The organism is Serratia sp. BNK-12 (assembly GCF_047456085.1).
Classification (GTDB): domain Bacteria; phylum Pseudomonadota; class Gammaproteobacteria; order Enterobacterales; family Enterobacteriaceae; genus Serratia; species Serratia liquefaciens.
In genome coordinates this window covers 5,100,085-5,126,971 of record NZ_CP179896.1, presented here as the reverse complement: position 1 = coordinate 5,126,971, position 26,887 = coordinate 5,100,085, and the positions used below count along the sequence as shown (strand labels likewise).

20 protein-coding genes and 1 pseudogene are annotated in these 26,887 nt (G+C 57.6%); 13 read left to right on the top strand and 8 right to left on the bottom strand.

The genetic code is table 11. From position 1 onward, the window contains the following. Positions 1–101: 101 nt before the first annotated feature. A complete protein-coding gene (locus ACMGG1_RS23895; protein WP_414161067.1) occupies positions 102–2,090 on the top strand; it encodes an autotransporter outer membrane beta-barrel domain-containing protein in 1,989 nt (662 codons plus the stop codon). An 18-nt stretch (positions 2,091–2,108) separates the two neighbouring features. Here ACMGG1_RS23895 and ACMGG1_RS23890 read toward each other — a convergent pair whose 3' ends face one another. After that, on the bottom strand, positions 2,109–3,449 hold the full coding sequence (locus tag ACMGG1_RS23890; RefSeq protein WP_116928090.1) for an MFS transporter: 1,341 nt from the start codon (positions 3,447–3,449) through the stop codon (positions 2,109–2,111). A gap of 261 nt (positions 3,450–3,710) precedes the next feature. On the opposite strand from ACMGG1_RS23890, the gene glyQ reads away from it, so the two are divergent. Both glyQ and glyS read left to right on the top strand, forming a co-directional pair. Continuing rightward, a complete protein-coding gene (gene glyQ, locus ACMGG1_RS23885; RefSeq protein WP_020824663.1) occupies positions 3,711–4,625 on the top strand; it encodes a glycine--tRNA ligase subunit alpha in 915 nt (304 codons plus the stop codon). Between the two features lie 9 nt (positions 4,626–4,634). Then, the gene (gene glyS, locus ACMGG1_RS23880; RefSeq protein WP_020824664.1) at positions 4,635–6,704 is read left to right on the top strand and encodes a glycine--tRNA ligase subunit beta; all 2,070 of its coding nucleotides are present in this window, start codon (positions 4,635–4,637) and stop codon (positions 6,702–6,704) included. 38 nt (positions 6,705–6,742) lie between these two features. On the opposite strand, the gene ACMGG1_RS23875 is transcribed toward glyS, so the two are convergent. After that, positions 6,743–7,708 (bottom strand): Fic family protein, encoded by a 966-nt coding sequence (locus tag ACMGG1_RS23875; RefSeq protein WP_238387489.1) that lies wholly within the window; start codon positions 7,706–7,708, stop codon positions 6,743–6,745. A 277-nt stretch (positions 7,709–7,985) separates the two neighbouring features. Between ACMGG1_RS23875 and ACMGG1_RS23870 the strand changes: the two genes are divergently transcribed. The 4 genes from ACMGG1_RS23870 (at position 7,986) to ACMGG1_RS23855 (ending at position 13,096) form a co-directional block, all read left to right on the top strand. Further along, entirely contained in the window at positions 7,986–8,705 is a 720-nt protein-coding gene (locus ACMGG1_RS23870; protein WP_122080507.1) for a DUF3053 domain-containing protein, read from the top strand. Between the two features lie 533 nt (positions 8,706–9,238). Beyond that, entirely contained in the window at positions 9,239–11,158 is a 1,920-nt protein-coding gene (locus ACMGG1_RS23865) for a PTS mannitol transporter subunit IICBA (protein WP_046374816.1), read from the top strand. Positions 11,159–11,216: 58 nt separating this feature from the next. Further along, positions 11,217–12,371 (top strand): mannitol-1-phosphate 5-dehydrogenase, encoded by a 1,155-nt coding sequence (locus ACMGG1_RS23860; protein ID WP_122080508.1) that lies wholly within the window; start codon positions 11,217–11,219, stop codon positions 12,369–12,371. A 173-nt stretch (positions 12,372–12,544) separates the two neighbouring features. Beyond that, entirely contained in the window at positions 12,545–13,096 is a 552-nt protein-coding gene (locus tag ACMGG1_RS23855) for an MltR family transcriptional regulator (RefSeq protein WP_020824669.1), read from the top strand. On the opposite strand, the gene ACMGG1_RS23850 is transcribed toward ACMGG1_RS23855, so the two are convergent. After that, positions 13,093–13,701 carry a LysE family translocator gene (locus ACMGG1_RS23850; RefSeq protein WP_122080509.1) on the bottom strand — a complete coding sequence of 203 codons (609 nt, stop codon included), beginning with the start codon at positions 13,699–13,701 and terminating at the stop codon, positions 13,093–13,095. The genes ACMGG1_RS23855 and ACMGG1_RS23850 overlap by 4 nt on opposite strands. Before the next feature lie 140 nt (positions 13,702–13,841). On the opposite strand from ACMGG1_RS23850, the gene ACMGG1_RS23845 reads away from it, so the two are divergent. Both ACMGG1_RS23845 and ACMGG1_RS23840 read left to right on the top strand, forming a co-directional pair. Further along, entirely contained in the window at positions 13,842–15,308 is a 1,467-nt protein-coding gene (locus ACMGG1_RS23845) for a PLP-dependent aminotransferase family protein (protein ID WP_020824671.1), read from the top strand. Between the two features lie 71 nt (positions 15,309–15,379). Next, positions 15,380–15,742 (top strand): YibL family ribosome-associated protein, encoded by a 363-nt coding sequence (locus tag ACMGG1_RS23840; RefSeq protein WP_020824672.1) that lies wholly within the window; start codon positions 15,380–15,382, stop codon positions 15,740–15,742. Between the two features lie 32 nt (positions 15,743–15,774). Here the strand turns inward: ACMGG1_RS23840 and ACMGG1_RS23835 are convergent, their stop codons facing one another. The 5 genes and pseudogenes from ACMGG1_RS23835 to fdhD form a co-directional block, all read right to left on the bottom strand. Further along, positions 15,775–16,554, bottom strand: coding sequence for a methyltransferase domain-containing protein (locus tag ACMGG1_RS23835; protein WP_122080511.1), 780 nt, complete (start codon positions 16,552–16,554; stop codon positions 15,775–15,777). Between the two features lie 113 nt (positions 16,555–16,667). Continuing rightward, positions 16,668–17,339 carry a 6-hydroxyaminopurine reductase gene (gene yiiM / locus ACMGG1_RS23830; protein ID WP_128864796.1) on the bottom strand — a complete coding sequence of 224 codons (672 nt, stop codon included), beginning with the start codon at positions 17,337–17,339 and terminating at the stop codon, positions 16,668–16,670. A gap of 91 nt (positions 17,340–17,430) precedes the next feature. Next, a pseudogene (locus tag ACMGG1_RS23825) lies at positions 17,431–19,358 on the bottom strand (methyl-accepting chemotaxis protein). A gap of 124 nt (positions 19,359–19,482) precedes the next feature. After that, complete coding sequence (gene sodA / locus ACMGG1_RS23820; protein ID WP_041414081.1) at positions 19,483–20,103, bottom strand: superoxide dismutase [Mn]; 621 nt, start codon at positions 20,101–20,103, stop codon at positions 19,483–19,485. A 110-nt stretch (positions 20,104–20,213) separates the two neighbouring features. Next, positions 20,214–21,059, bottom strand: a complete 846-nt coding sequence (fdhD, locus tag ACMGG1_RS23815) for a formate dehydrogenase accessory sulfurtransferase FdhD (RefSeq protein WP_046374813.1) — start codon at positions 21,057–21,059, stop codon at positions 20,214–20,216. Between the two features lie 145 nt (positions 21,060–21,204). Here fdhD and fdnG point away from each other — a divergent pair, with 145 nt between their 5' ends. Genes fdnG through fdhE form a run of 4 tightly spaced genes read left to right on the top strand, consistent with a single transcriptional unit; the run spans position 21,205 to position 26,725 of the window. Continuing rightward, positions 21,205–24,252, top strand: coding sequence for a formate dehydrogenase-N subunit alpha (gene fdnG / locus ACMGG1_RS23810; protein WP_104410929.1), 3,048 nt, complete (start codon positions 21,205–21,207; stop codon positions 24,250–24,252). A gap of 12 nt (positions 24,253–24,264) precedes the next feature. After that, positions 24,265–25,164 (top strand): formate dehydrogenase subunit beta, encoded by a 900-nt coding sequence (fdxH, locus tag ACMGG1_RS23805; protein WP_020824680.1) that lies wholly within the window; start codon positions 24,265–24,267, stop codon positions 25,162–25,164. Continuing rightward, positions 25,161–25,796, top strand: a complete 636-nt coding sequence (gene fdoI / locus ACMGG1_RS23800) for a formate dehydrogenase cytochrome b556 subunit (RefSeq protein ID WP_013810963.1) — start codon at positions 25,161–25,163, stop codon at positions 25,794–25,796. The genes fdxH and fdoI overlap by 4 nt, the downstream gene beginning before the upstream one ends. After that, entirely contained in the window at positions 25,796–26,725 is a 930-nt protein-coding gene (gene fdhE, locus ACMGG1_RS23795) for a formate dehydrogenase accessory protein FdhE (protein ID WP_020824681.1), read from the top strand. Before fdoI ends, fdhE begins: the two co-directional genes overlap by 1 nt. The last annotated feature ends 162 nt before the right edge of the window (positions 26,726–26,887 follow it).

The following is a 26,887-nucleotide window of genomic DNA, read 5'->3' as shown; positions in this document are numbered from 1 at the left end:
GTGGGGGAAAAGCCAGCAATATTTACTAGATGGCCGGCAGGTAAAAAGGCCAATGATAAAAACGTATTTTCCTTCATTTGCTGGCTCTCAGGAGTCTATTCATGCCTCTTAAAATAACCTGTCTGCCCCGCCCGGCGGTGCTTGCAGTGGCGATATTATGCAGTATGACGACCCCGGTGCTGGCTTATGACCAACTCTACGTCTTCGGTGACAGTCTGAGCGATACCGGCAACAATGGCCGCTTTACCTACGACAGCAATAAACATCTGTTATACGACGAAGTACTGGCGCAACGCATCGGCGCGGCGTTAGTGGCTTCGGACGATGATGGCAATAACTACGCCGCCGGCGGGGGCGTGGCGGTGCCGGCGCTCAACCCGGCGGACAATACGCAGGATCAGGTGCAGAGCTACCTCGGTCAGGTCAATGGACGGGCTGACGGCGATGGCCTGTATATACACTGGATTGGCGGCAACGACCTGGCGGCGGCGGCATTAAACCCGACGACCGCGCCGGGCGTAGCCTACAACAGCGCAGCGGCGGCGGCCGCGCAGGTTCATTCATTGCTGAATGCCGGTGCCGGTACGGTGATCGTGCCGACGGTGCCGAATATTGGTTCCACGCCGCAGTTGATGGAGCTGATCATCCAGCAGGCGTTGACGCCGGTGCAAAACGCAGCGGTTCAGGCGGCCTACGCCACCCTGAATTCGCTGGCCACGCCGGATAACGCTTCACGTACCGAGGCTATCCATCAGGCCCTGACGGCGGCAGCGGCGCAGGGCAGCGCGATCCCCCAGGTGCAGCAGGCGATTGCCGCACAGCTGATAGCCGCTTATGACAGCCTCAGCGCGCAGGCGGCACAACTGACCGATTTCTATAACCAAAGCGAAGACCACCTGCTGGCGCAGGGGGGCGGGAACATCGTCCGGGTTGACGTGAACAAACTGTTTGGCGAGGCGATTGCCAACCCGGCGCAGTTTGGCTTCACCAATACCGCAGGCATGGCCTGTCCGCCGGGCGTCTCCTCTGCGGTGTGCCGTTCTACCATGCCGGGTTTTGATAGCAGCCAGGCCTACCTGTTCGCCGACCATTTCCACCCCAGCCCGCAGGCGCATCTGTTGATTGCCGATTACATTCAGGCGGTGCTCGACGGTCCTGCGCAGGTGGTGGCGCTGAATCAGGCGACGGCGGCCATGGCGCGTGACAGCCGTGCTACCCTCGACAGCCGTTTTCAACAGCTGCGCAGTGGCGAAAACCCGCAAGGATCGCTGGGCGTTTTCGGAGGCTATGCCGGGCAACACTATGATTATTCTTCCAATCTGGCGGCGGGCGACGGCAATGCCACTACTCATAATCTGACGGTAGGGGTGGATTACCAGTTGACCGACGGCTGGCTGATCGGCGCGCTGATTTCCGGCTCCAATGACGATCAACAGCCCTCCAGCCGCTACGACTACAAAGCGCGTGGCCTGTTATTTTCCGCCTTTACCGCCCTTGATCTGTTTGAAAACGGTTGGGTGAATGCCGATTTGCACTATGCGACGATGAATTACGATGATATTCGCCGCAGCATGCAGCTTGGGGCGTTAACCCGTACCGAAACCGGCAGCACCGACGGCAAGCAATGGGGAGCGCGGATCACCGCCGGTTACGACTTCCCCGTCACCTCTTACCTGACCACCGGACCGATGGCACAGTTTGCCTGGGATTACAGCAACGTTTCCGGTTACAGCGAAGACGGCAATGACAGCACCGCCATGCGCTTTAACGATCAGACCTACCATTCGCAGATCGGTGCGTTAGGTTGGCGGTTGGACAGCAAGTTCGGCCTGTTTAATCCCTATGCCGAGGTGAGCTATCAGCATCAGTTTGGTGATGACGTTTACCGTGCCGGCGGTGGCCTGAAGTCCACGCAGACTTCGTTCACTCGCGACAGCGCCAGCCAGGATAAAAACTGGGTGGATGTGACGCTGGGGGCGAATATGCCGTTGACCGATCAGGTGGCGGCGTTCGCCACCGTTTCTCAGACCGGCGGCCTGAGCAGTGGCGAACAGTTTATGTATAACGTCGGGGTCAGCGCCCGTTTTTGAGTGTCGATGCCCGATCGCTTAGGGGGCCGTTTGCTGCATACCTGGGCGGTTGGGCAGCGTGATATCTGCCATAATCTTTTTTTCCGGCTGTAGTAGCGTCATGCACAGCATGCTGCAGAAAGACACCACGGCGGTGGCGAAGAACATGGCGCCATAGCCGTGATGCTGTGCCAGCCAACCACTCAGCATCGGCGCGGTGATCGAGGCAATATTGGCGATCGCCAGCGTCATGCCGCTGTAAGCCCCCACCGAAGCTTTCGGCGTGACGTCTATCACCACCGACCAATACACGTTATTGACCAGTGCATTCAGCGCATTGCCCAGCGTCATCAACAAAATGATTTCGGTCGGCGTGCTCATAAAGGGGATCAAGACGAAGCAGGTGGCGGTCAGCAACAAGGTGACTGCCGCAAACAGGTTGCGCGCCAGCCGCAGGTTGCCAAAGCGTTTCAACAGCGCATCGGCGATGCGGCCGCCGAGCAGCACGGTGAAGCAGGCACCGCTCCACGGGATCATCGCCACGTACCACAGCGAATGCAGATCGTAGTTAAAAGTATCCTGCAGGTATTTGGGGCCCCAGGTCACCAATACAAAGGTGACGTAAAGGAATGAGAAGTAACCCAGCGCGTTAAATACCAGCGTGCGGTTGGTGAAAAACGCCCACCATGGCAGAGGTGCTTGTGCGTTATCGGCTTCCTGATCGGCGCTGATGATGGCCAATTCGGCGGCGTTGACTTCAGGATGCTCCTGCGGCGTGTCGGTGAAGAAACGGGCAAACAGCAAAATGGCGATCAGCGAAAACAGGCCCAGCAGCATGAACATGCTGCGCCAGTCATCGGTCAATAGCAGTAACCCCACGGCCAGCGGCGCGGTCAGCAGCGAACCCACCTGGGTGCTCAGCAACCCGATACCCAGCGAAAAGCCACGCTCTTTGCGCGGCGCCCAGTTGGCGATGGTTTTATTCATCAGCGCGTAGGCCGGACCTTCGGCAAAGCCGAACATGATCCGCAGTGCGGCAAACCCCATAATGGCGGAACCGCCGAACAGCGCCACGCCCAGTTCGCCAGCCCAGGCGGTCGCAATTTCCAGCAGCGACCACAGCGCCCCGGCGATCAGCCAGACTTTTTTGGTGCCGATACGGTCGGCCAGAAAACCGCCGCACAGCGAACCGAACAAATAGCCAAAGCCAAAATAGCCCAGCACGGCGCCCAGCTGCGCCTTGTTGAAGTTGAATTCATGGGAGATATCGTTGGCGGCGAAGGACAGTGCGCCGCGATCGACGTAGTTGATCAGTGCAATGAAGAACACCATGGCGAAAATGCGGTAACGATAGCGGCTGTCGGTTAAGGCGGTTGTCATCAGCGAATCTCCTGAAAGGGGGATATCAGGACGCTAGCAAGGTTGGTGCCAGCCTGAGTGACGCCTTCTGGCCGGGGAATTGGGGGGATTATGACGCTGAGACGGCGCTACAGAGGGGCATTTGCCCCGTTTTAGTGCGCGAAAAGACCGCGCTTCTTTGATGATTCACACTTGTTGCGGGATTCTGGCTGTATATCTTACGGTCAACGGGTATACTGGCCCATCCCATTTAAATCCACTTGTATCGCGTGCGAATTCAACATGCAAAAGTTTGATACCAAGACCTTTCAGGGCCTGATCCTGACACTGCAGGACTATTGGGCGCGCCAAGGCTGCACCATCGTTCAACCACTGGACATGGAAGTCGGCGCGGGAACCTCTCACCCGATGACGTGCCTGCGCGCGCTGGGGCCGGAGCCAATGGCTACCGCCTACGTGCAGCCGTCCCGCCGTCCGACTGACGGCCGCTACGGTGAAAACCCGAACCGTTTGCAACACTACTATCAGTTCCAGGTGGTGATTAAGCCATCGCCGGACAACATTCAGGAACTGTACCTGGGCTCGCTGAAAGAGCTGGGTCTGGATCCGACCATTCACGACATCCGCTTCGTGGAAGATAACTGGGAAAACCCGACGCTCGGCGCCTGGGGCCTGGGCTGGGAAGTTTGGCTCAACGGCATGGAAGTGACGCAGTTCACTTACTTCCAGCAGGTTGGCGGCCTGGAGTGCAAACCGGTCACCGGCGAGATCACCTACGGTCTGGAACGTCTGGCGATGTATATCCAGGGCGTGGACAGCGTATACGATCTGGTGTGGAGCAACGGCCCGCTGGGTGTGACCACCTATGGCGACGTGTTCCACCAGAACGAAGTGGAGCAGTCCACTTATAACTTCGAATACGCCGACGTGGACTTCCTGTTCTCCTGCTTTGAGCAGTACGAGAAAGAAGCCCAATCGCTGCTGGCGCTGGAGAAACCGCTGCCGCTGCCGGCTTACGAACGTATTCTGAAGGCCGGCCACACCTTCAACCTGCTGGATGCGCGCAAGGCGATCTCGGTGACCGAGCGTCAGCGTTATATTCTGCGTATCCGCACGCTGACCAAAGCCGTTGCCGAGGCCTACTACGCTTCCCGCGAAGCGCTGGGCTTCCCAATGTGCAAAAAGAACGAGAACTAAGAGGCAGCCATGACTCAACAGACTTTCCTGGTGGAAATCGGCACGGAAGAGCTGCCGCCGAAGGCTCTTCGTTCACTGGCAGAATCCTTTGCCGCGAATTTTACCGCCGAGCTCGACAGTGCCAATCTCGAACATGGCGAAGTGAGCTGGTTTGCCGCACCGCGCCGTCTGGCGCTGAAAGTGGCCGACTTGCGCGCTGCGCAGGCCGATCGCGAAGTCGAAAAGCGCGGCCCGGCCATTGCCCAGGCGTTTGACGCCGAAGGCAAGCCAAGCAAAGCGGCCGAAGGTTGGGCACGCGGTTGTGGCATCACCGTCGATCAGGCTGAACGCCTGGTGACCGATAAAGGTGAATGGCTGCTGTATCGCGCCCATGTTAAAGGCCAGCCTGCGCAAGCGCTGCTGGCGGGCATGGTCAGCAATTCGTTGGCCAAGCTGCCGATCCCGAAACTGATGCGTTGGGGCAATTCTGACGTGCAGTTCGTGCGTCCGGTACACACCGTGACCCTGTTGCTGGGTGAAGAACTGATCCCGGGCACCGTGTTGGGCATCGATTCTGGCCGCACTATTCGCGGTCACCGCTTTATGGGTGAAGCCGAACTCACCCTCGACAACGCTGACCAATATCCGCAGATCCTGCTGGAACGCGGTAAAGTGGTGGCCGATTATGAAACCCGCAAGGCGCTGATCAAGCGCGATGCGGAGCTGGCTGCGCAGCAGCTTGGCGGCAAGGCCGATCTGAGCGAAAGCCTGTTGGAAGAAGTGGCCTCGCTGGTGGAATGGCCGGTGGTGCTGACGGCTAAATTCGAAGAGAAATTCCTGGCGGTGCCGGCGGAAGCGCTGGTCTACACCATGAAGGGCGATCAGAAGTATTTCCCGGTGTATGACGCCGCGGGCAACCTGATGCCGAACTTTATCTTCGTGGCCAATATCGAATCCAAAGATCCGCAGCAAATCATCTCCGGTAACGAGAAGGTGGTGCGCCCGCGTCTGGCCGATGCCGAGTTCTTCTTCAATACCGACCGTAAAAAACGCCTGGAAGACAATCTGCCGCGTCTGGAAACCGTGCTGTTCCAACAGCAACTGGGAACCTTGCGCGACAAGACCGATCGCATCCAGGCGCTGGCGGGCTGGGTTGCCGGCCAAATTGGTGCCGACGTTAACCACGCCACCCGCGCGGGCCTGCTGTCGAAGTGCGATCTGATGACCAATATGGTCTTCGAATTCACCGACACTCAGGGCGTGATGGGCATGCACTATGCGCGTCATGACGGCGAAGCGGAAGACGTTGCCGTTGCGCTGAACGAGCAGTATCAGCCGCGTTTTGCCGGCGATGCGCTGCCGGAATCGCTGGTGGCCTGTTCGCTGGCGATCGCCGACAAGATGGACACCCTGGCCGGTATCTTCGGCATTGGGCAACATCCGAAAGGTGATAAAGACCCGTTCGCACTGCGCCGTGCCGCGCTGGGCGTGCTGCGCATCATCGTTGAGAAAAACCTGCCGCTGGATCTGCAGACCCTGACCGAAGAGGCCGTGCGCCTGTACGGCAGCAAGCTGACCAACGCCAAGGTCGTCGACGAAGTTGTCGAATTCATGCTGGGCCGTTTCCGCGCCTGGTATCAGGAAGAAGGTCACGCCGTCGACACCATTCAAGCGGTGCTGGCACGTCGTCCGACCAAGCCTGCGGACTTCGACGCACGCGTTAAGGCGGTCACTCACTTCCGTACGCTGGAAGCGGCTACGACGCTGGCGGCGGCCAACAAGCGCGTCTCCAACATCCTGGCCAAATCTACCGATACGCTGAACGATCGCGTTCACGCTTCGGTGTTGAAAGAGGCGGCTGAGATCCAACTGGCGACCCACCTGGTGGTGCTGCGCGATAAGCTGGAGCCTTTCTTTGCTGAAGGCCGCTACCAGGATGCGCTGGTGGAGTTGGCGGAGCTGCGTGAGCCGGTCGATGCGTTCTTCGACAACGTGATGGTGATGGCTGATGACGAGGCGGTGCGTGTAAACCGTCTGACGTTGCTGAGCAAGCTGCGTGAACTGTTCCTGCAGGTCGCGGATATCTCCGTACTGCAATAAGCGGTTCTGTCGTGAAAAGGCGCCTTAGGGCGCCTTTTTTATTGCCGTCGGTGCAGCGAAACACCTTGAGCGGTTAGTCGGTATTTTTGCAGGCGACTGTTGGGTTTTTCGGGCAGGGTCATTTCAATTAGCCGCGCGTTTAGCGCAGGACGTAAATAACGCTCACTGAAAGATTTTCGATCCTGCAGTTGCAGCGCATGCTGAATTTCCTCGCGTGACATCTCGCCTTTAAGTATCGCCAATAGTTCGGCGACTTGGGGGGTGACTTGGGGGGTGACTTGGGGGGTAAGGCTATGTTCTAGCGCTCGCAAGATCATGCCCAGCATAAATTCGACAAAGGGAGCGCAGTCACTCTGTTGGTTACTGGTGTTCAGCGCCTGGTAATAACCGGACTGATTGTCATGTACCAGGCTTTCAACCGGCACGTTGGCAAACAAGGGCTCCCAACGTGACAGGATCAGCGTTTGCCACAGTCTGCCCATTCGTCCGTTACCATCGGCGAAAGGGTGGATAAACTCAAATTCGTAATGAAATACACAGCTTGCGATCAGCGGCGGTAGGTCGGTCTCTTTTAACCAGAGCAGCAGTTGCCGAATTAACGGGCAAACCCTTTCCGCAGGTGGCGCCATATGAATGACGGTTTTACCGTTCATCACCCCGACACCGCCATGGCGGTAATGTCCGGCATCTGGCAATAGGCCAGCCATTAGCAGCCGGTGTGCAGCGAGTAAATCCTCCTCCTGCATGGGACGCCAGTTGTTCAAGTTTCCATAGCAACGAATAGCATTGAGCGCCTCCTGAATATCGCGAGGTGGCGCAATGATACGTTTACCTTCGATGATGGCGGTGATCTGCTCTTCACTTAAAGTATTGCCTTCGATAGCCAAAGAGCCCTGAATGGTACGGATGCGGTTGATGCGGCGTAGCCGTAAGGCATGTTCTTGCTCAGCCTGCATTTTTAAACGCGCAAGCCGATCGCCAACATCGGTTACCAGATGCAGCATGCGTGAGCTGATGGTCAACGGTGGCTGATAGGATGACATGCGCAGCTTGGCCCGGTGATAAATGATACAAAAGTGTATCATGCCCCTGAGTCGGTACAGTAGCCCCTTGCCAGCGCGTATAGCGTCTTGCATGTTGGCCTTTCGCCCAAGAATAACCACCAAAAGGTGAATCGCGTATCGGATCGCATTCAGTTGATCTATTCTTATAGGCGCAAGGAGTGCAGCAAAAGGGACGGAGTCCGATGAAAAAGCAGGTTTATAACAGGAGTTATGTCACATGGCGGTAGGGATCAAGAGCAGAGTTTTCGCGCGTTGGTTGGCCCCGGTATTGGCATTGTTGGTGGTCATGCAATTGACTGCCTGCGGCGATAAAGAGCCGGAACAACGCAAGGCGTTTATTGATTACATCCAGAACACGGTGATGCGCAGCGGCGCGAAAATCCCGACGCTGAGCGAAGATCAGAAACAGAAGTTCGGCAACTATGCCGGTGATTACGCCATCCTGGTCGGTTTTTCTCAGCAACTGTCCAAATCACTGGATGCCAGCCTGACGCCGGCGTTGGATCAGATTAACCAGATCCGCACCGCACAGGACTACATGAGCAAGCGCGATACGCTGCAACAGTCCGTTGGGGCGCTGAACCTGCTGGGGCAGCAAATCCAGTCAGCCAAGTCGCAGGCGGATACTGCCAGGACAGCGCTGAAGCAACCTGACGATCTGAAAGCCGTGTATAACCAGGCGTACGACAAGATTGTTACCGGGCCGGCCAATGCGCTGATGCCGGTGATTCCGACCACGGCCAGCTTCGTTCAGGATCTGGTTCAGGTGGGGGATTTCCTGCGTGCCCAGGGCAATCAGGTGGCCTTTAATAATAACGGCGTGCAGTTCCGTACTTCCCAGCAGGCGACGCAGTACAACACCATGATGTCGAATCTGGTGGCCAAGCAGCAGGATTTACTTAACGCACAGAAAATCGTCTCCAGCGTTAATCAGTAATCTCCAAACGCAGAAGCCGGCAGTCCGGCTTCTGCCATTCCCTTCTGACTTTCCAACGGCTTGCTCACTTCTTGCACCACGCATCTGTACTACACTTCAATTAATCATCTATTTCCGACATGTAGTTTTCTTTCATTCATCGCACCGCTATTTCCCGACGGGATGAATGCTCACAGGGAAGACCTTCTTCAAGCCAGGATTCGGTAGCCACTGAAAAATAGATTGTGATCACCATCACAATTTAAAAACAAACGTGCATCAATTAAATGTGACTCAAATCACATTTAATTGGGTTTTAGGCGAATTTTGTTCTCGTTGTGGCTTTTTTACACTGAGTAACTGTGATCATGATCACTATAAGTGCCCCGATAATGGGGGTGTTAGTGTGATGTTTGTCACAAAAATTCCGTGAAGTTCGCACGGTAAAAACTGCGTGATAGAGTCCATTTCGCATACAGCAACAACACGGCTGGATCGTAACAACAATAATCACGCGCTCTTATTGTCAGCGCGTAACAATAGGGGTGTGTTTTATGTTTTCACCAGACATCAAAGTCAAAGTTCAAAACTTTGGCCGCTTCTTAAGCAACATGGTGATGCCTAACATTGGCGCCTTTATCGCCTGGGGTATCATCACCGCGTTATTCATTCCTACCGGTTGGCTGCCGAACGAAACCTTAGCCAAACTGGTTGGCCCAATGATCACTTACCTGCTGCCGCTGCTGATCGGTTTTACCGGTGGCCGTCTGGTGGGAGGCGATCGCGGTGGGGTGGTGGGCGCTATCACCACCATGGGCGTGATTGTCGGGGCAGATATGCCGATGTTCCTCGGCGCCATGATTGCCGGTCCGCTGGGCGGCTGGGCCATCAAGCATTTTGACCGCTGGGTAGACGGCAAAATCAAAAGCGGCTTTGAGATGTTGGTGAACAACTTCTCCGCCGGCATTATCGGTATGCTGCTGGCTATTCTGGCATTTTTGGCCATTGGCCCGCTGGTTGAAGGGTTGTCACATATCCTGGCGACCGGCGTGAACATCATGGTGACCAACAACCTGCTGCCGCTGGCGTCAATCTTCGTGGAGCCGGCGAAAATCCTGTTCCTGAACAACGCCATCAACCACGGTATCTTCTCGCCGTTGGGCATTCAGCAGGCGACCGAAACCGGTAAATCCATCTTCTTCCTGATTGAAGCCAACCCAGGCCCGGGTATGGGCGTACTGATGGCCTACATGTTCTTTGGCCGCGGCAGTGCCAAGCAGTCTGCCGGCGGTGCCGCGATCATCCACTTCTTCGGTGGTATCCACGAAATTTACTTCCCGTACGTGCTGATGAATCCACGCCTGCTGCTGGCGGTGATCCTGGGCGGTATGACCGGCGTGTTCACACTGACCCTGCTGAACGGCGGTCTGGTGTCTCCGGCTTCTCCGGGTTCGATTCTGGCGGTATTGGCGATGACCCCTAAGGGCGCTTACTTCGCCAACCTGGCGGCGATCGCCGCAGCGTTCGTGGTGTCCTTTGTGGTTGCCGGGTTCCTGCTGAAAACTTCGAAAGCGAAAGAAGAGGATGACCTGGAAGAGGCCACTCGCCGCGTACAGGCGATGAAATCCCAGTCTAAAGGCGGTGCTGCGGCTCATGCAGCGGTGGATGGTGACCTGACCACGGTGCGTAAAATCATCGTTGCCTGCGATGCGGGCATGGGTTCCAGCGCCATGGGGGCCGGGGTACTGCGCAAAAAAGTGGCGGACGCCGGGCTGAAAAATATCTCCGTGACCAACAGTGCCATCAACAACCTGCCGGATGATGTGGATCTGGTGATCACTCACCGTGACCTGACTGAGCGCGCGATGCGTCATGCGCCGCAGGCACAGCACATTTCGCTGACCAATTTCCTCGACAGCAAGCTGTACAACGATCTGACCGAGCGCCTGGTGGCGGCCAATAAAACCACCGATAACCAGCAGAAAGTCATCAGCACGCTGGACGATAGCTTTGAGGCCACCGAGCAAAACCTGTTCAAACTGAGCGAAAGCAACGTGTTCCTTAACCTGCAGGCCAGCGACAAGGAGCAGGCGATTCGCTTCGCCGGCGAGCAGTTGGTCAAAGGGGGCTACGTTGAGCCGGAATACGTCGCGGCGATGCTGGAGCGTGAAAAACTCACCTCAACCTACCTGGGCGAGTCAATCGCCGTGCCGCACGGCACCATCGAAGCCAAGGACCGGGTGTTGCGCACCGGCGTGGTGTTCTGCCAGTACCCGCAAGGCGTGCGCTTTGGCGATGAAGAGGACGAGGTGGCACGACTGGTTATCGGTATCGCCGCACGCAACAACGAACATATCCAGGTGATCACCAGCCTGACCAATGCCCTGGACGACGACGGCGTCATCGAGCGGCTGGCGAATACCACCAGCGTACAGGAAGTGCTGGACCTGCTTAGCGGCAAAAAAGCCGGATAACAGAATCATTTTAAGGGGTGCAGCTTGCTGCACCCTTCGACATTAGAAAGGTAGGAATATGAAAGCATTACATTTCGGTGCGGGAAATATTGGGCGTGGTTTTATCGGCAAGCTGCTGTCGGACGCGCAGGCCGAACTGACTTTTGCCGATGTTAACCAGACGGTGTTGGATCTGTTGAACAGCCGTAAAAGCTACCAGGTTCACGTGGTCGGCGAACAGGAGCGGGTCGAGCCGGTCAACAACGTCAGCGCAGTGAACAGTGGCAGTGAAGAGGCGGTAGCGCTGATCGCCGAAGCGGATATCGTGACGACCGCCGTGGGCCCGCAGATCCTGGGTAAAATTGCCGGTACTATTGCCAAAGGGCTGATCAAGCGTCATCAACAGGGCAACAACCAACCGCTGAACATCATTGCCTGCGAAAACATGGTGCGCGGCACCAGCCAGTTAAAACAACATGTGTTCGATGCGTTGCCGCAGGACGAGCAGGCGTGGGTCGAGCAGCATGTCGGCTTTGTTGACTCGGCGGTTGACCGCATTGTGCCGCCGGCGGAAGCGGGCAGCAGCGATCCGCTGGAAGTGACGGTGGAAACCTTCAGCGAGTGGATTGTCGACCAGACCCAGTTCAAGGGCCAGCCACCGGCGATCGCCGGCATGGAGCTGACCGATAACCTGATGGCGTTTGTCGAACGCAAGTTGTTCACGCTCAATACCGGTCATGCCATCACCGCTTATCTTGGCCAGCAGGCCGGTCTGCAGACCATTCGCGATGCCATTCTGGACCCGGCGATCCGCCGCGTGGTGAAAGGGGCGATGGAAGAGAGCGGAGCGGTATTGATCAAACGTTATGGCTTTGACGCCGCCAAGCATGCCGCTTATATCGACAAAATCCTCAGTCGCTTTGAGAACCCGTATCTGCACGACGACGTTGAGCGTGTGGGGCGCCAACCGCTGCGCAAGCTGAGCGCAGGCGATCGTCTGATCAAACCCCTGTTGGGCACTTTGGAATACGGCCTGCCGCACGCGAACCTGATTCAGGGCATCGCCGCCGCCATGAGCTACCGCAGCGAGCAGGATCCGCAGGCCAAAGAGCTGGTGGAACTGCTGGCTGAACTGGGGCCAAAAGCGGCGCTGGCGCAAATTTCCGGCCTGCCGGCGGAAAGCGAGGTTGTAGAACAGGCCATTGCTGTGTATAACGCCATGCAGCGCCAATAGGCTATTTTACTTGCCATTTTACGGTTGGGCAGTGCTCGAATTCCTCACGTACTACGTGTACGCTCCGGATTCTGCGCGCTGTCCGCCCGCAAACTGGCTGCGACAATAACGCCTATGGTATTAAATTAGTGGCCGATACAGCATACCCCTCCCACGCCATTCGAAAAGCGACGATGGAAGAAGCACAGGCATTTGAAAATAAGGTTCTGGAAAGGCTGAACGCAGGCAAGACGGTGCGCAGTTTCCTGATAGCGGCGGTAGAGCTGCTGGCGGAAGCGCTCAACGTACTGGTGGTGCAGGTGTTTCGCAAGGACGATTATGCGGTGAAGTATGCCGTCGAACCGCTATTGTCCGGTGCCGGTCCGCTGGGGGAGTTGTCGGTGCGCCTGAAGCTGATGTACGGGCTGGGAGTGATCTCCCGCCACGAATACGAAGATGCCGAGTTGCTGATGGCGATGCGCGAAGAGTTGAATCACGACGGGACAGAATACCGCTTTGTCGATGATGAAATCCTCGGGCCGTTCGGCGAGTTGCACTGCGTGACCGCGTTGCCGCCGGTGCCGACTTTCCTGCAGCCCGGCGAAGCGGAAGAGTCGCTGATCGCCATGCAGCGCCAGCGCTATCAACAGGTATTGCGTTCCACTATGGTGCTTTCCGTCACCGATCTGATAGCCGGTATCGGCGCCAAACAACCGTCCCGGCTCTCTCCTCTCGGCCGCAGTTAGGCAAAGGCCGCGCGCCACTCGTCGAACAGCAGCCACAGAGCCGTGGCTGCCATCAATCCCGCCATCACGCCGTTAAACAACCGCAGTTTCCAGGTCACTCGCAGCGCATCACGCAGGCGATCGCCCAATATCGCCCAGACCAAGACGCAGGGAATGTTCAGCGCGGTAAAGGCGGCGATAATCATCAACGTATGACCGAGGCTGGCGCCTTCCCGCGGGGTGAACAGAATGGCGACGTTAATGGCCATTAGCCAGGCTTTGGGATTGACCGCCTGGAACAACGCCCCGTTGATTAAGCGCATTGGCTGCGCCTGCTGTTTGCCGTCCGGCGATGCCGCTTTGAACAGCTTCCAGGATAGCCACAGCAGATAGGTACAACCGATCACCGCCAGCGGAAAACGGATCATACCGGCCCAGCTCAAAATCAACGCCAGCAGGGTGGTGGTCAGGGCCAGCTGCACTGCGCAGCCGACGCTGATGCCAAAAACCATCGGCAGAGTGCGGCGCAGGCCAAAATTGACGCCGGATGACGCCAGCAGCAGGTTGTTGGGGCCTGGGGTGATCGACATGACGGTGACATAACTGATAAAGGCGGAGTCCAGCATAATGGGTTCCTCACAGGGCTGGGGGAGCAAGGGAACCAGCATAAAACCTGCCGATGGATGGTGACAGAACCAAAAACCAGTTATTGTTATGGATACAGTTATACCAATATTAAACTGTACCCATTGCCTGGAGACAAACTGTGACCCTGCTCGATGAAATGCCGGAAACGCGCTACCAACAGCTGGCGGATACGCTGGCGGAAGCCATTCGCCGCGGTACGCTGCTGCCCGGCAGTCGTTTACCCTCGGTACGTCGCTGCGCGCAAACCCACAGCGTCAGCATCAATACCGTGGTCGCGGCTTACCGCACGCTGGAAGATCGCGGATTGATAGAGGCGCGGCCACAGTCGGGGTTTTATGTGTGCAACACTCTGCCGGCGTTGAAGGCCGCTTTGCCGACCAGCAGCCGAATAGAGCCACCGGCGGACGATGTGCTGGCCTTGATCGACACCGTGTTTGCCGCCCAGCAGAACCCGGCATTCACCAACCTTTCGCTGGCCTGCCCGCAGACCTCGGATTTTTACCCCGGCGGGAAATTGGGGCGGATGCTTTCATCGCAGCTGCGTCGCCAGCCGAACCTGATCGGTCAGTACGCGCTGCCGCCCGGTAGCCTGCGGCTGCGTCAGCAGATCACGCGTCGCTCGATGACGCTGGGTATGCTGCTGGAACCGGGCGATATCACGCTGACGCACGGCTGCATGGAGGCATTGCAACTGGCGCTGCGGGTAACCACCAAACCGGGCGACTGTATCGGGCTGGAATCGCCGACCTATTTTTACCTGCTGCCGCTGCTGGCCAGTCTGGGGCTGAAAGCGCTGGAAATCCCCACCGATCCGCAACACGGGCTGTCATTGGACGCGCTGGAACTGTTGCTGAACGAGAAACGACTGAACGCGGTGATCGCCATGCCGACGGTGCAAAATCCGTTGGGTTGCACCATGCCGCTGGCGGCGAAAAAACGCCTGGCTCGGCTGATGAACGATCATCAGGTGCCGCTAATTGAGGACGGGTTGTACGCGGAGATCCAGTTCGGTGGCGCACTCTCCCCGGCGGTAAAATCATTCGACCGCGACGGTTGGGTGCTGTTTTGCTCCAGCTTTACCAAGACGCTGGCGCCGGATTTTCGCATCGGTTGGATCAGCGGCGGACGTTTCAACGATGCGTTGCGCAAGCTGAAGGCGGTGTCGTCAATGTCCGAGTCACAGTTGCTGTCGGAAACTCTGGCGATGTTCCTGGAAACCGGTGGCTACGATCACCATCTGCGTAACCTGCGCAAGCGCTATGCCGCCCAGGTGGATGAGGCGCGAGGGTTGATTGCGCGTCACTTTCCACGCGGCACGCGAGCCACGCAACCGGCGGGGGGATTTGTGTTCTGGGTGGAATTTCCGGACGGGGTCGACAGCGTAGCGCTGTTCCACCAGCTGTTGGAGGAGCAGATCTGCCTGACGCCTGGCACGCTGTATTCTCCCAGCGGCCGCTATCGTAATGCGTTGCGGCTCTCCTGTTGTTATCCGTTTAATGCACGCTACAGCCAGGCGCTGGCACGCGTGGGGGCTAAAGCCTGCGAGATGAGTGGCTTGCCGCCGGGCATTGCGCAAGACGGGTAACGACGCGCGCATTTTGCTACAATGTGGGCATCATTGATTAGCGTGCCGACAGGCACAACAGGCCAGAAACCATGAAAGAGATAGAAAAGGCAGAGATTAAGCGCCTTAGCGACCTGCTGGACGCACTGAACCACAAAGACACCCTGGTGATCCAACAGGGCAATCCCGATCTGATTGCCCAGCACACCAAAGAAAAAGAGAAGCTGGCGGCAGAAATCGAGCGCCTGAAAGGCGTACGTGTTGAAAAGCTGAGCGCAGAAGCGCAAAAGCTGAGCCAACTGCCGTTCAGCCGTGAAATCACCAAGAAAGAACAGGCGGATATGGGCTCGTTGAAGAAAAACGTGCGCGGCCTGATCGTGGTGCACCCAATGACCGCTCTGGGCCGTGAAATGGGCCTGAAAGTGGTTACCGGCTACGCCAGAAAAGCTTTCTGATCGCCAGGGGCGCCGTCGATGGCGCCCCGTTTTCATAGCTTGGTGGTGAAATACGCCTTGGTCTGATAGGGCACGGTCAGGTTTTCTTTGCCCTGCAATTCCTCTTCTTCTGCCACCAGTTGGCGGATCTCATCGATCACTTCTTCCTGCTGCTGGGGCGGCAAGGCAGCGATAAAGCTGGTGGAACGCACCCGGTTATAAATCACATCTTCTGCCGCACCCTGGTGGGCGAGCATAAATACCTGCTCCTGTAGCGCATCCAGCCCTTTGAACGGGAAAAGTTTACGCCATTCTCCGGTGTAAAAACGCGGGGCGTCGCCTTCGTGACGGTCGACAATCTGGTTCAGCTTACGCACCCAACTTACGCGCGCATCGCGCATATTCCATACCAGGCCAAGCTTGCCGCCGGGTTTGAGAATGCGCTTTATCTCGGCCAACGCCTGCGGCGTGGCGAACCAGTGGAAGGACTGTGCGCAGACCACGGCGTCCACTGATTCATCCGGCAGCGGGATCGACTCCGCGGTGCCCGCCAATGTTTTCACCTGCGGCAGCGCAATCGACAGCTTTTCCAACATCTGCGCCACCGGTTCAACGGCGATCACCTGAGCGCCGGTTTCCAGCAGGCGGGGCGTGAATTTGCCGGTGCCGGCCCCGAGATCGATCACCGTCATACCGGCATGCAGGCCGAGGGTGTCGCGCAGCCAAACGGCAATTTCCGGTGGGTAATCCGGTCGCCCTTTAACGTAGCGATCGGAATTGGCCTGATAGCCAGCGGCTGCGGCATGGTGGATCGAATGAGATGGGGAGGTCATAACTTTGCTCCTGCCTGAAAGAGGTTGCCGGTTGGGTTGCATCACAGTATAGGTCGGTAAAAAGGCTTAACGCAGTATTCTGCGCCACGTTTTTCCTTCCCGGCTGCTGTTTCTCAGCGGCCCAGCAAGCGGCGATTAAAGTCTTCAATACGGTGTTCACTGATACGCGTCAGCATGGTTTTACTCCAGCTGGCGGACAACCCGGCCACCGCCAGCAGGCGGCGATATTGCTCTTCATCAAACGGCATATGCCAGGCGATGCCAATCGCCTCGGCGACCGAGATATCGCTGCTGCGTGTTACCAGTTCCAACGGGCGCTCGCCGCTGACTTTACCGGCGGAGATCACGCGGTACAGCCAGCCGCAGCGGCCGCTTTGTTGCATCAGCACCGAGATGTCGTCGATATCAAAATGGTAGTTGAGCTTGAAGCAGGGAGAGCGCGGTTGGGTGACCTGGATCAGGGCGTCGCCCCAGCGGAAGATGTCGCCCATAAACACGTTGTGTTCGGTCAGCCCCAGAGTGGAAATATTTTCGCCAAAGGCCGGCGCGCTGAACTGTTCCGCCTGCGTCGGGAACTGTTCGCGCCAGTGTTGGTAATGTTCTCGGGGATAGTGGCACAGCGCGCGGTCCGGCCCGCCGTGATAGCTTTTCTCCGCCTGCTCATCGCCTTCCAGGCCGAGGGACGTCAGCTTGATGGCACCGTCCACCAGGCGCTTGGCGATACCGCTCGGCCGCCCGCCCTCGTAGGGTTGAACGGTACCGATATAAACCTCAGGGTGATGCATATGCGCCTCCATGTCTCGCTTCGAAGGTTCAGCATAGCCTGAGTTGGCCGGAGGGAACAATAACCGCCCGAAAGGTTCGGGCGGGTAAACGTTAGAAGGTGGTCCAGTTATCTTCCGCTTCGGTGCTGGCTGCGGGCTTTTTCATCGCCGGTGCCTTGACCACCGTCCCTTTCACGGCGGCCGGTGCAGAAAGTTCCGCCAAACGGAATACCGAGACGCTTTGCAGTAGCATTTCCGCCTGTTCTTCCAGCGAGTCGGCTGCGGCGGCAGATTCTTCCACCAACGCGGCGTTCTGCTGAGTGGTGTGATCCATTTCCACAATCGCCTGGCCAATTTGGGCAATACCGCGGGTCTGCTCGTCGGAGGCGGCGGCGATCTCCGCCATGATGTCGCGCACATGGGTGACCGACAGGACGATCTGCTCCATGGTATTGCCGGTGTTTTCCACCAAAGTGGTGCCGGTCTGTACCCGGCTGACCGACTCGGTAATCAACCCTTCGATCTCCTTTGCCGCCTGGGCGCTGCGCTGCGCCAGGTTGCGTACTTCGCTGGCCACCACCGAGAAGCCTCGGCCCTGTTCACCGGCACGCGCTGCTTCCACTGCCGCGTTGAGCGCCAAGATATTAGTCTGGAAGGCAATACCGTTGATCAGGGTGGTAATTTCGGCGATTCGCTGCGAACTGCTGGAGATGTCGCGCATGGTACTGACGACGCTTTCCACCAGTTTTCCCCCTGCTGGGCGGTTTGTGAGGCGTCCGTGGCCAGCTGATTGGCGTGATGGGCGTTTTCGGCGTTCTGTTTCACCGTGGCGGTGAGCTGTTCCATGCTGGCGGCGGTTTCTTCCACCGCGGCGGCCTGTTGCTCGGTACGGGAGGACAAATCGGTATTGCCTGCGGCAATCTCCGCAGCGGCGGTGGACACCTGGCTGACGCCCATCTGGATTTTCTCAATCATGTCGCGCAGGTTCTGGCTCATCGCCGCCACGGCATTCAGCAATTGCCCCAGTTCATCGCGACGGGTGCTGGTCTGCGCTTGCCGCAGATCGCCACTGGCAATGCGTTCCGCCAGCGCCAACGTACTTTGCAGCGGTCGGGTGATTTGCAGCGTGATGCGCCAGGCGATCAGCAGCCCGGCAATGATGGCAACCAGCGTGGTGATGCCCATTTGCAGCTGCGCGGCGTTGATATCGTTATGGGTTTGCGTCAGTTCGTCCTGCATAAAGGCGTTGACCAGCGTACCGACTTCCTGCGCGCTGTTGCCCAACTGCTGGCTGATGTTTTGCTCCTGCTGATAAGCCGGCAGGTAGGCCTGGATACGGTTCTTGTAATCATCAAGCGCGGTCAGCAGCGGTTGCAGCAGAGGACGCTGAGCGTCGTTGAGCCGCCGGCTGAGCGCGTTGGCCGCGCTACGGGCATCATCTATCGCCGCGACCAGCGGGGCTTCGGACTCGCTGCTCAGGCTCAACAGCAGGCCGCGCGCGCCGTAGCGCACCAGGGTCAGTTTTTGGTTCAACTGAATGAAGGCCAGCTGCAGGTCGCCATTGGTAAGCTGACGCTCTACCTGATTCAGGCTGTCTTGCACTTCCGACATGTTCCAGCTTTGGCGCACGGCATCCTTTGCCGCTACCGCCTTCTCGAAAGCGTTTTGCTGCTGCTGGTAGTGGCCGATCAGCTCCATCAAACGCTGCAGGTCTTTGCGGCTTTGGGGATCCCAGTCCAGGTCCTGACCCTGGTTAATCATCTTCACCGCATTCTCGATGCTGGTGCGGTTATTTTTCAGGTACTCAGGCTTATAGGTTTGGCCGAACAGCGCACGGTTGTATTTGGCTTGATTGATCTCGTCATTCAGCTTGTTGCTGAAGTCGATGCGATCGGCGCGGGACTCGATGGTATGCAGATACTGTGCGCCGGTTCCGGCGATAATGGCCGTCAGTAACAGCATCAGGCCAAAACCGAGACCGAGCTTTTTACCCACGGTGAGATGAACGAACTTTCCTGCCAGTGTTTGCAATGCCGCCATAATGATTTTCCTTTCCGGGCGAACGTCAATTGAACAAATCATCGGCAAAGGGCGGTTAAACTTTAGCGGATTTTAGGCAAAAAAATGCCCGCATTACGCGGGCATCTTCAGTACCGGGGGCGAATTACTTCTTCGCAGCGAAGCGTGCTGCCGCTTCATCCCAGTTAACCACGTTCCAGAATGCCTTGATGTAATCTGGACGTTTGTTTTGATATTTCAGGTAGTAAGCGTGTTCCCACACGTCCAGGCCCACGATTGGGAAACCTGAAGCGCCGGCAACGGCTTCGCCCATCAGCGGGCTGTCTTGGTTAGCGGTAGATACCACGGCCAGTTTGTCGCCTTTCAGCACCAGCCAGGCCCAACCAGAACCGAAGCGGGTCGCTGCGGCTTTCTCGAACTCTTCCTGGAATTTCTCTACGCTGCCGAAATCACGCTCGATAGCGGCTTTCAGGGAGCCACCCAGCGTGGTGCCGGTTTTCAGGCCTTTCCAGAACAGGCTGTGGTTAGCGTGACCGCCGGCGTTGTTACGCATGAAGGTGCGCTTGTCAGCAGGCACTTTATCCAGATCCTGGATCAGTTCTTCAACGCTGTATTGCGCCAGCTCTGGGTAGGCTTCCAGTACGGTGTTGGCGTTGTTAACGTAGGTCTGGTGATGTTTGGTGTGATGGATTTCCATCGTCTGCTTGTCGAAATGCGGTTCCAGTGCGTCGTAGGCGTACGGCAGGGATGGCAGTGAATAACTCATAATCATCATCTCCAGTGGTGTATGGGCGGCGCAATGTTGTGAGCACCGCGTAAGCAGTCGGATCATTATAGTTATTTAAATGATATTGAAAATGATTATCAATGCCCTACTTACAGTGTGGGTTTAATCTGATCAACCAGGCGCTGCGGGTGGGTAAACACCGTGGCGCGGCCGGGTTTGCTGAAGCCGACCAGCGTCAGATTACTGCGCTCGGCGATTTCCACTGCCAGCGAGGTTGCCGCAGACACCACGAACAAAATCTCCACGCCACACATCGCGGCCTTCTGCACCATTTCATAACTGGCACGGCTGGAGGTTAATACCGCTCCCTGAGACCAGCCCTGTTTGGCGCGTACGCCGAGCAGCTTGTCCAGGGCGACATGACGGCCCACGTCTTCGCATCCGCCAAGTACTTCACCCTGTGGAGATAACCAGGCGGCGGCATGGGTGCAACCGGTCAGTTGCCCAACTTCCTGTACTTCTCGCAGCTGTTTCAATGCGGAGTCGAGATTATCCAGGGAAAAAGTCTGGGTGAATGGCAGTGCAGGCAGCGGACGGAAAATGTCTGCCAGCTGTTCAATACCGCATACGCCGCAGCCGGTGCGGCCTGCCATGGCACGACGGCGCTCCTTCAAACCGGCAAACCGACGGCTGGAGAGCTCTATTTGCACCTCCAGTCCGTTACAGGTTTGGTTAATCTCTATACTGTAGATATCGCGTGGCGATTCGATGATGCCTTCCGACAGGGAAAAGCCCAGGGCGAACGCCTCAAGATCTTTGGGCGTGCACATCATCACCACGTGAGAGATGCCGTTATAGACCAGCGCGACCGGAACCTCTTCCGCCAGCCAATCCGGCTGTGCGGTGGCGAGTTGCCCGCGTTGATAAACCTGAGCCTGGGTCACCCCTGTGAGCGAGGTCTCATTTATGTGTTGGTCTGAGTTTATATTGTTCACTTAACTGGCACCTGTTTGTAACAACCACATACACGCTGTGGTAATATTGCCACCGCAAAAACAACAGTAATTTTAGCGCTTCCCGCTTCGAGGGGGAAAGCGCCATTTGAAACAATGTGACAATCGAGAGTGAAAGGAGACCCCCATGCAGGTCAGCAGAAGGCAGTTCTTTAAGATCTGCGCTGGCGGTATGGCAGGAACGACGGTAGCTGCGCTGGGCTTTGCCCCGGAAGTGGCGTTGGCGGAAACCCGGCAGTACAAACTGCTGCGCGCGCGCGAAACCCGTAATACCTGTACGTATTGTTCCGTCGGCTGTGGGCTGTTGATGTACAGCCTTGGTGATGGCGCCAAAAACGCCAAAGAAAGCATTTTCCACATTGAAGGGGATCCGGATCACCCGGTCAACCGCGGTGCGCTTTGCCCGAAAGGCGCCGGCCTGGTCGACTTCATCCACAGCGAAAGTCGCCTCAAGTACCCGGAATACCGGGCGCCAGGTTCGGACAAATGGCAACGCATCAGCTGGGACGACGCCTTCACCCGCATCGCCAAGCTGATGAAAGAAGACCGTGACGCCAATTTCATCAAAACCAACGAACAGGGCGTTACCGTCAACCGTTGGCTGAGCACCGGCATGTTGTGCGCCTCTGCCGCCAGCAACGAAACCGGTTATTTGTCGCAAAAATTTAGTCGCGCTCTCGGCATGCTTGCCGTAGACAACCAGGCGCGTGTCTGACACGGACCAACGGTAGCAAGTCTTGCTCCAACATTTGGTCGCGGTGCGATGACCAACCACTGGGTTGATATCAAGAACGCGAATCTGATTATCGTCATGGGCGGTAATGCGGCGGAAGCGCATCCGGTGGGGTTCCGCTGGGCGATGGAAGCCAAAATTCACAATAAAGCCAAGCTGATCGTTATCGATCCGCGCTTTACCCGTACTGCATCGGTAGCGGATTTCTATACGCCAATCCGTTCCGGGACCGACATTGCTTTCCTGTCGGGCGTATTGCTGTACCTGATGACCAACAACAAAATTAACCGCGAATACGTTGAGGCCTACACCAACGCCAGCCTGCTGGTGCGGGAAGACTTTGCCTTCGACGACGGCCTGTTCAGCGGCTATGACGCGGAAAACCGCAAATACGACAAAACCACCTGGAACTACCAGTTCGACGAGAACGGCTTCGCCAAGCGCGACGTCACGCTGCAAGATCCACGCTGCGTATGGAACCTGCTCAAGGAGCACGTCAGCCGTTATACGCCAGAGGTGGTGACCAACATCTGCGGCACGCCGAAGGAAGACTTCCTCCAGGTGTGTGAATACATCGCCGAAACCTGCGTGGCGGATAAAACCGCATCGTTCCTGTACGCCCTGGGCTGGACTCAGCACTCGGTCGGCGCACAGAACATTCGTACCATGGCGATGATCCAGCTGCTGCTCGGCAACATGGGCATGGCGGGCGGCGGCGTTAACGCGCTGCGCGGCCACTCCAATATTCAGGGCCTGACCGATCTGGGTCTGCTGTCGCAGAGCCTGCCGGGCTACATGACGTTGCCGTCGGATAAGCAACCGGATCTCGAGACTTACCTGAAAGCCAACACGCCGAAGGCGCTGCTGCCGGGCCAGGTGAACTACTGGGGCAACTACCCGAAATTCTTCGTCAGCCTGATGAAGAGCTTCTACGGTGACAAGGCGCAGAAGGACAACAGCTGGGGCTTTGACTGGTTGCCGAAGTGGGACAAAGGCTACGACGTGCTGCAGTACTTCGAAATGATGTCGCAAGGCAAGGTCAACGGCTACTTCTGCCAGGGCTTCAACCCGGTGGCGTCGTTCCCGAACAAGAACAAGGTCGTGGCTTCCCTGTCCAAACTGAAGTTCCTGGTGACCATAGATCCGCTTAACACCGAGACATCGAACTTCTGGCAGAACCACGGCGAGTTCAACGACGTCGATTCGTCGAAGATTCAGACCGAAGTGTTCCGCCTGCCGTCCACCTGCTTTGCCGAAGAAAACGGCTCGATCGTCAACTCCGGCCGCTGGCTGCAGTGGCACTGGAAGGGCGCCGATGCCCCTGGCGAAGCGCTGAACGACGGCGAAATCCTGGCGGGCATCTTCACCCGTCTGCGTGAGATGTACGCGCGTGACGGCGGTGCGGTGCCGGAACAGGTGTTGAACATGACCTGGGACTACCTGACGCCGGATAATCCTGCGGCCGAAGAAGTGGCGATGGAGAGCAACGGTAAGGCACTGGCGGACATTCTCGACGCCGACGGCAAAGTGTTGGCGAAAAAGGGTGAGCAGCTCAGCACCTTTGCTCACCTGCGCGACGACGGCACCACCGCCAGCGGTTGCTGGATCTTCGCCGGTAGCTGGACGCCGGCCGGCAACCAGATGGCGCGGCGCGATAACGCCGATCCGTCCGGCCTCGGCAATACGTTGGGTTGGGCCTGGGCATGGCCGCTTAACCGCCGCATCCTGTACAACCGTGCTTCGGCGGATCCGCAGGGCAAGCCTTGGGATCCAAAACGTCAGTTGCTGGAGTGGGACGGTGCCAAGTGGGGCGGGGTGGATATCCCGGACTACAGCGCCGCCGCACCCGGCAGTGACGTCGGGCCGTTCATCATGCAGCCGGAAGGCATGGGGCGCCTGTTCGCCACCGATAAAATGGCCGAAGGGCCGTTCCCGGAACACTACGAGCCGTTCGAAACGCCGCTCGGCACCAACCCGTTGCACCCGAACGTGGTGTCCAACCCGGCGGCGCGCGTGTTCAAGGACGACCTGGCAGCGATGGGCAAATCCGACAAATTCCCTTACGTCGGCACCACCTATCGTCTGACCGAGCACTTCCACTACTGGACCAAGCACGCGTTGCTCAATGCGATCGCGCAGCCGGAGCAGTTCGTGGAAATCGGCGAAAAACTGGCGGAGAAGAAGGGCATCCAGCATGGCGATACCGTCAAGGTCAGCTCCAACCGTGGCTATATCAAGGCCAAGGCGGTGGTGACCAAGCGTATCCGTACCCTGCAGGTGCACGGCCAAGAGGTCGACACTATCGGCATCCCGATCCACTGGGGTTACGAAGGGGTGGCCAAGAAAGGCTTTATCGCCAACACGCTGACGCCGTTTGTCGGCGACGCCAACACGCAAACGCCAGAGTTCAAGGCGTTCCTGGTTAACGTGGAAAAGGTGTAACGGAGACGAATTATGGCAATGCAATCTCAGGACATCATTCGTAAATCCGCCACCAATGGTTTCACGCCGGCGCCGCGCGCCCGTGACCACCAGGAAGAAGTGGCCAAGCTGATCGATGTCACCACCTGTATCGGCTGCAAAGCCTGTCAGGTGGCCTGTTCCGAATGGAACGACATTCGCGACGAAGTCGGGCACAACGTCGGGGTGTACGATAACCCCGCCGATCTGACCGCCAAGTCGTGGACGGTGATGCGCTTCTCCGAAGTGGAGGAAAACGGCAAGCTGGAGTGGCTGATCCGCAAGGACGGCTGCATGCACTGCGCCGACCCGGGCTGCCTGAAGGCCTGCCCATCGGAAGGTGCGATCATCCAGTACGCCAACGGTATCGTCGACTTCCAGTCTGAGCACTGTATCGGCTGCGGTTACTGCATCGCTGGGTGTCCGTTCGACGTGCCGCGCATGAACAAGGACGACAACCGGGTGTACAAATGTACCCTGTGCGTCGACCGCGTTGATGTTGGCCAGGAACCGGCCTGCGTGAAAACCTGCCCGACCGGCGCTATTCACTTCGGTACCAAGGAAGCGATGAAGCAGGTCGCCGCCGATCGCGTCAGCGAGCTGAACACCCGTGGCTATCAGAACGCCGGTCTGTACGATCCGGCGGGCGTGGGCGGCACGCACGTTATGTACGTGTTGCACCATGCGGATAAACCGCAGCTGTATCACGGTCTGCCGGATAACCCGAGCATCAGCCCGGCGGTCACGTTCTGGAAAGGCGTGTGGAAACCCCTGGCGGCCATCGGCTTTGCCGCCACCTTTGCAGCGAGCGTGTTCCACTACGTCGGCGTCGGACCAAACCGCGTCGAAGAGGAAGATAACGACGAGCTGCATGACGAGGAGACGCGCAAATGAAAAAGGAAAAGCGTATTCAGCGCTACAGCGCGCCGGAGCGGATTAACCACTGGATTGTGGCGTTCTGCTTTGTGTTCGCCGCCATCAGCGGGCTGGGGTTCTTTTTCCCCTCCTTCAACTGGTTGATGAACATTTTCGGTACGCCGCAGCTGGCGCGCATTCTGCACCCCTTTGTCGGCGTGATTATGTTTGCGGCTTTCCTGCTGATGTTCCTGCGTTATTGGAAGCATAATCTGATCAATCGCGAGGACATTGTCTGGGCCAAAAACATCCATAAAATCGCCATGAACGAGGAAGTGGGTGACACCGGGCGTTATAATTTCGGTCAGAAGTGCGTATTCTGGGCGGCAATCATTAGCCTGGTGTTGCTGTTGGCCAGCGGTGTGGTGATCTGGCGGCCTTACTTTGCGCCGTCGTTCCCGATACCGCTGATCCGCATTGCGCTGCTGGTGCATTCGCTGGCTGCGGTCGGTCTGATTATCGTGATTATGGTGCACATTTACGCCGCGCTGTGGGTAAAAGGCACCATTACCGCGATGGTGGAAGGCTGGGTGCCGGCGGCCTGGGCTAAAAAACATCACCCGCGCTGGTACCGAGAGGTCCGCGAGAAACAACAGGAAGACAAACCCTGATGAGCATCCGCATCGTTCCTAAAGAGCAGTTAGGGGCACAGCGCGAGAAGTCCACAACGGCGGAGACCATCCCGCCGTTACTTTTCGCTAATCTGAAAAGCCTGTACAGCCGCCGCGCTGAACGCCTGCGTAAGCTGGCGACCGACAACCCGCTGGGCGACTACCTGAATTTTGCTGCCCAACTGGCCGAAGCGCAGCACCATGCGTTGCACGACAACCCGCTGACGCTTGATCTTACCGAAGTCCTGCAGCAGGGTGCCGACAGTGGCAAACCGCCGCTGGATCTGAGCGTTTTTCCGCGTAGCCAACACTGGCACCGGTTGCTGACATCGCTGATTGCCGAGCTGCGCCCGCAGGCGCCGGAGCACATACTGGCGGTGCTGGATAACCTGGAAAAAGCCTCGGCGCACGAGCTGGAATTGTTGGCTGATGCGTTGCTTAACCAGGATTTCGCCAAGATCGGCAGCGAAAAAGCGCCGTTCATCTGGGCCGCGCTGTCGCTCTATTGGGCGCAGATGGCCAGCCTTATCCCCGGCAAGGCGCGCGCCGAATACGGCGAACACCGTCAATTCTGCCCGGTGTGCGGCAGCATCCCGGTTTCCAGCGTGGTGCATATCGGCACCGTCAGCGGCCTGCGCTATTTGCACTGCAACCTGTGCGAAAGCGAGTGGCACGTGGTGCGGATCAAATGCAGCAACTGTGAGCAGACCCGCGATCTCAACTATTGGTCGCTGGACACCGAGCTGGCATCGGTTAAAGCGGAGAGCTGCGGTGACTGCGGTACCTACCTGAAGATTTTGTATCAGGAGAAAGACCCGCAGGTTGAGGCCGTCGCTGATGATTTGGCCACGCTGGTGCTCGACGCCAAAATGGAGGACGAAGGCTTTGCCCGCAGCAGCATCAATCCATTCCTGTTCCCGGGGGAATGATGATCGGCTACCGGGCTGCGACATTTTAACCTTGGGCAGTGCTCGGCCTCCTCACGTACTGCGTGTACGCTCCGGGGCCTGCGCGCTGTCCGCACTCAAACTGTCCTTGCCCGCTACGCCTTTAAGGCCGTAAATACCATTAATTTCGGACGGGGATTCTGG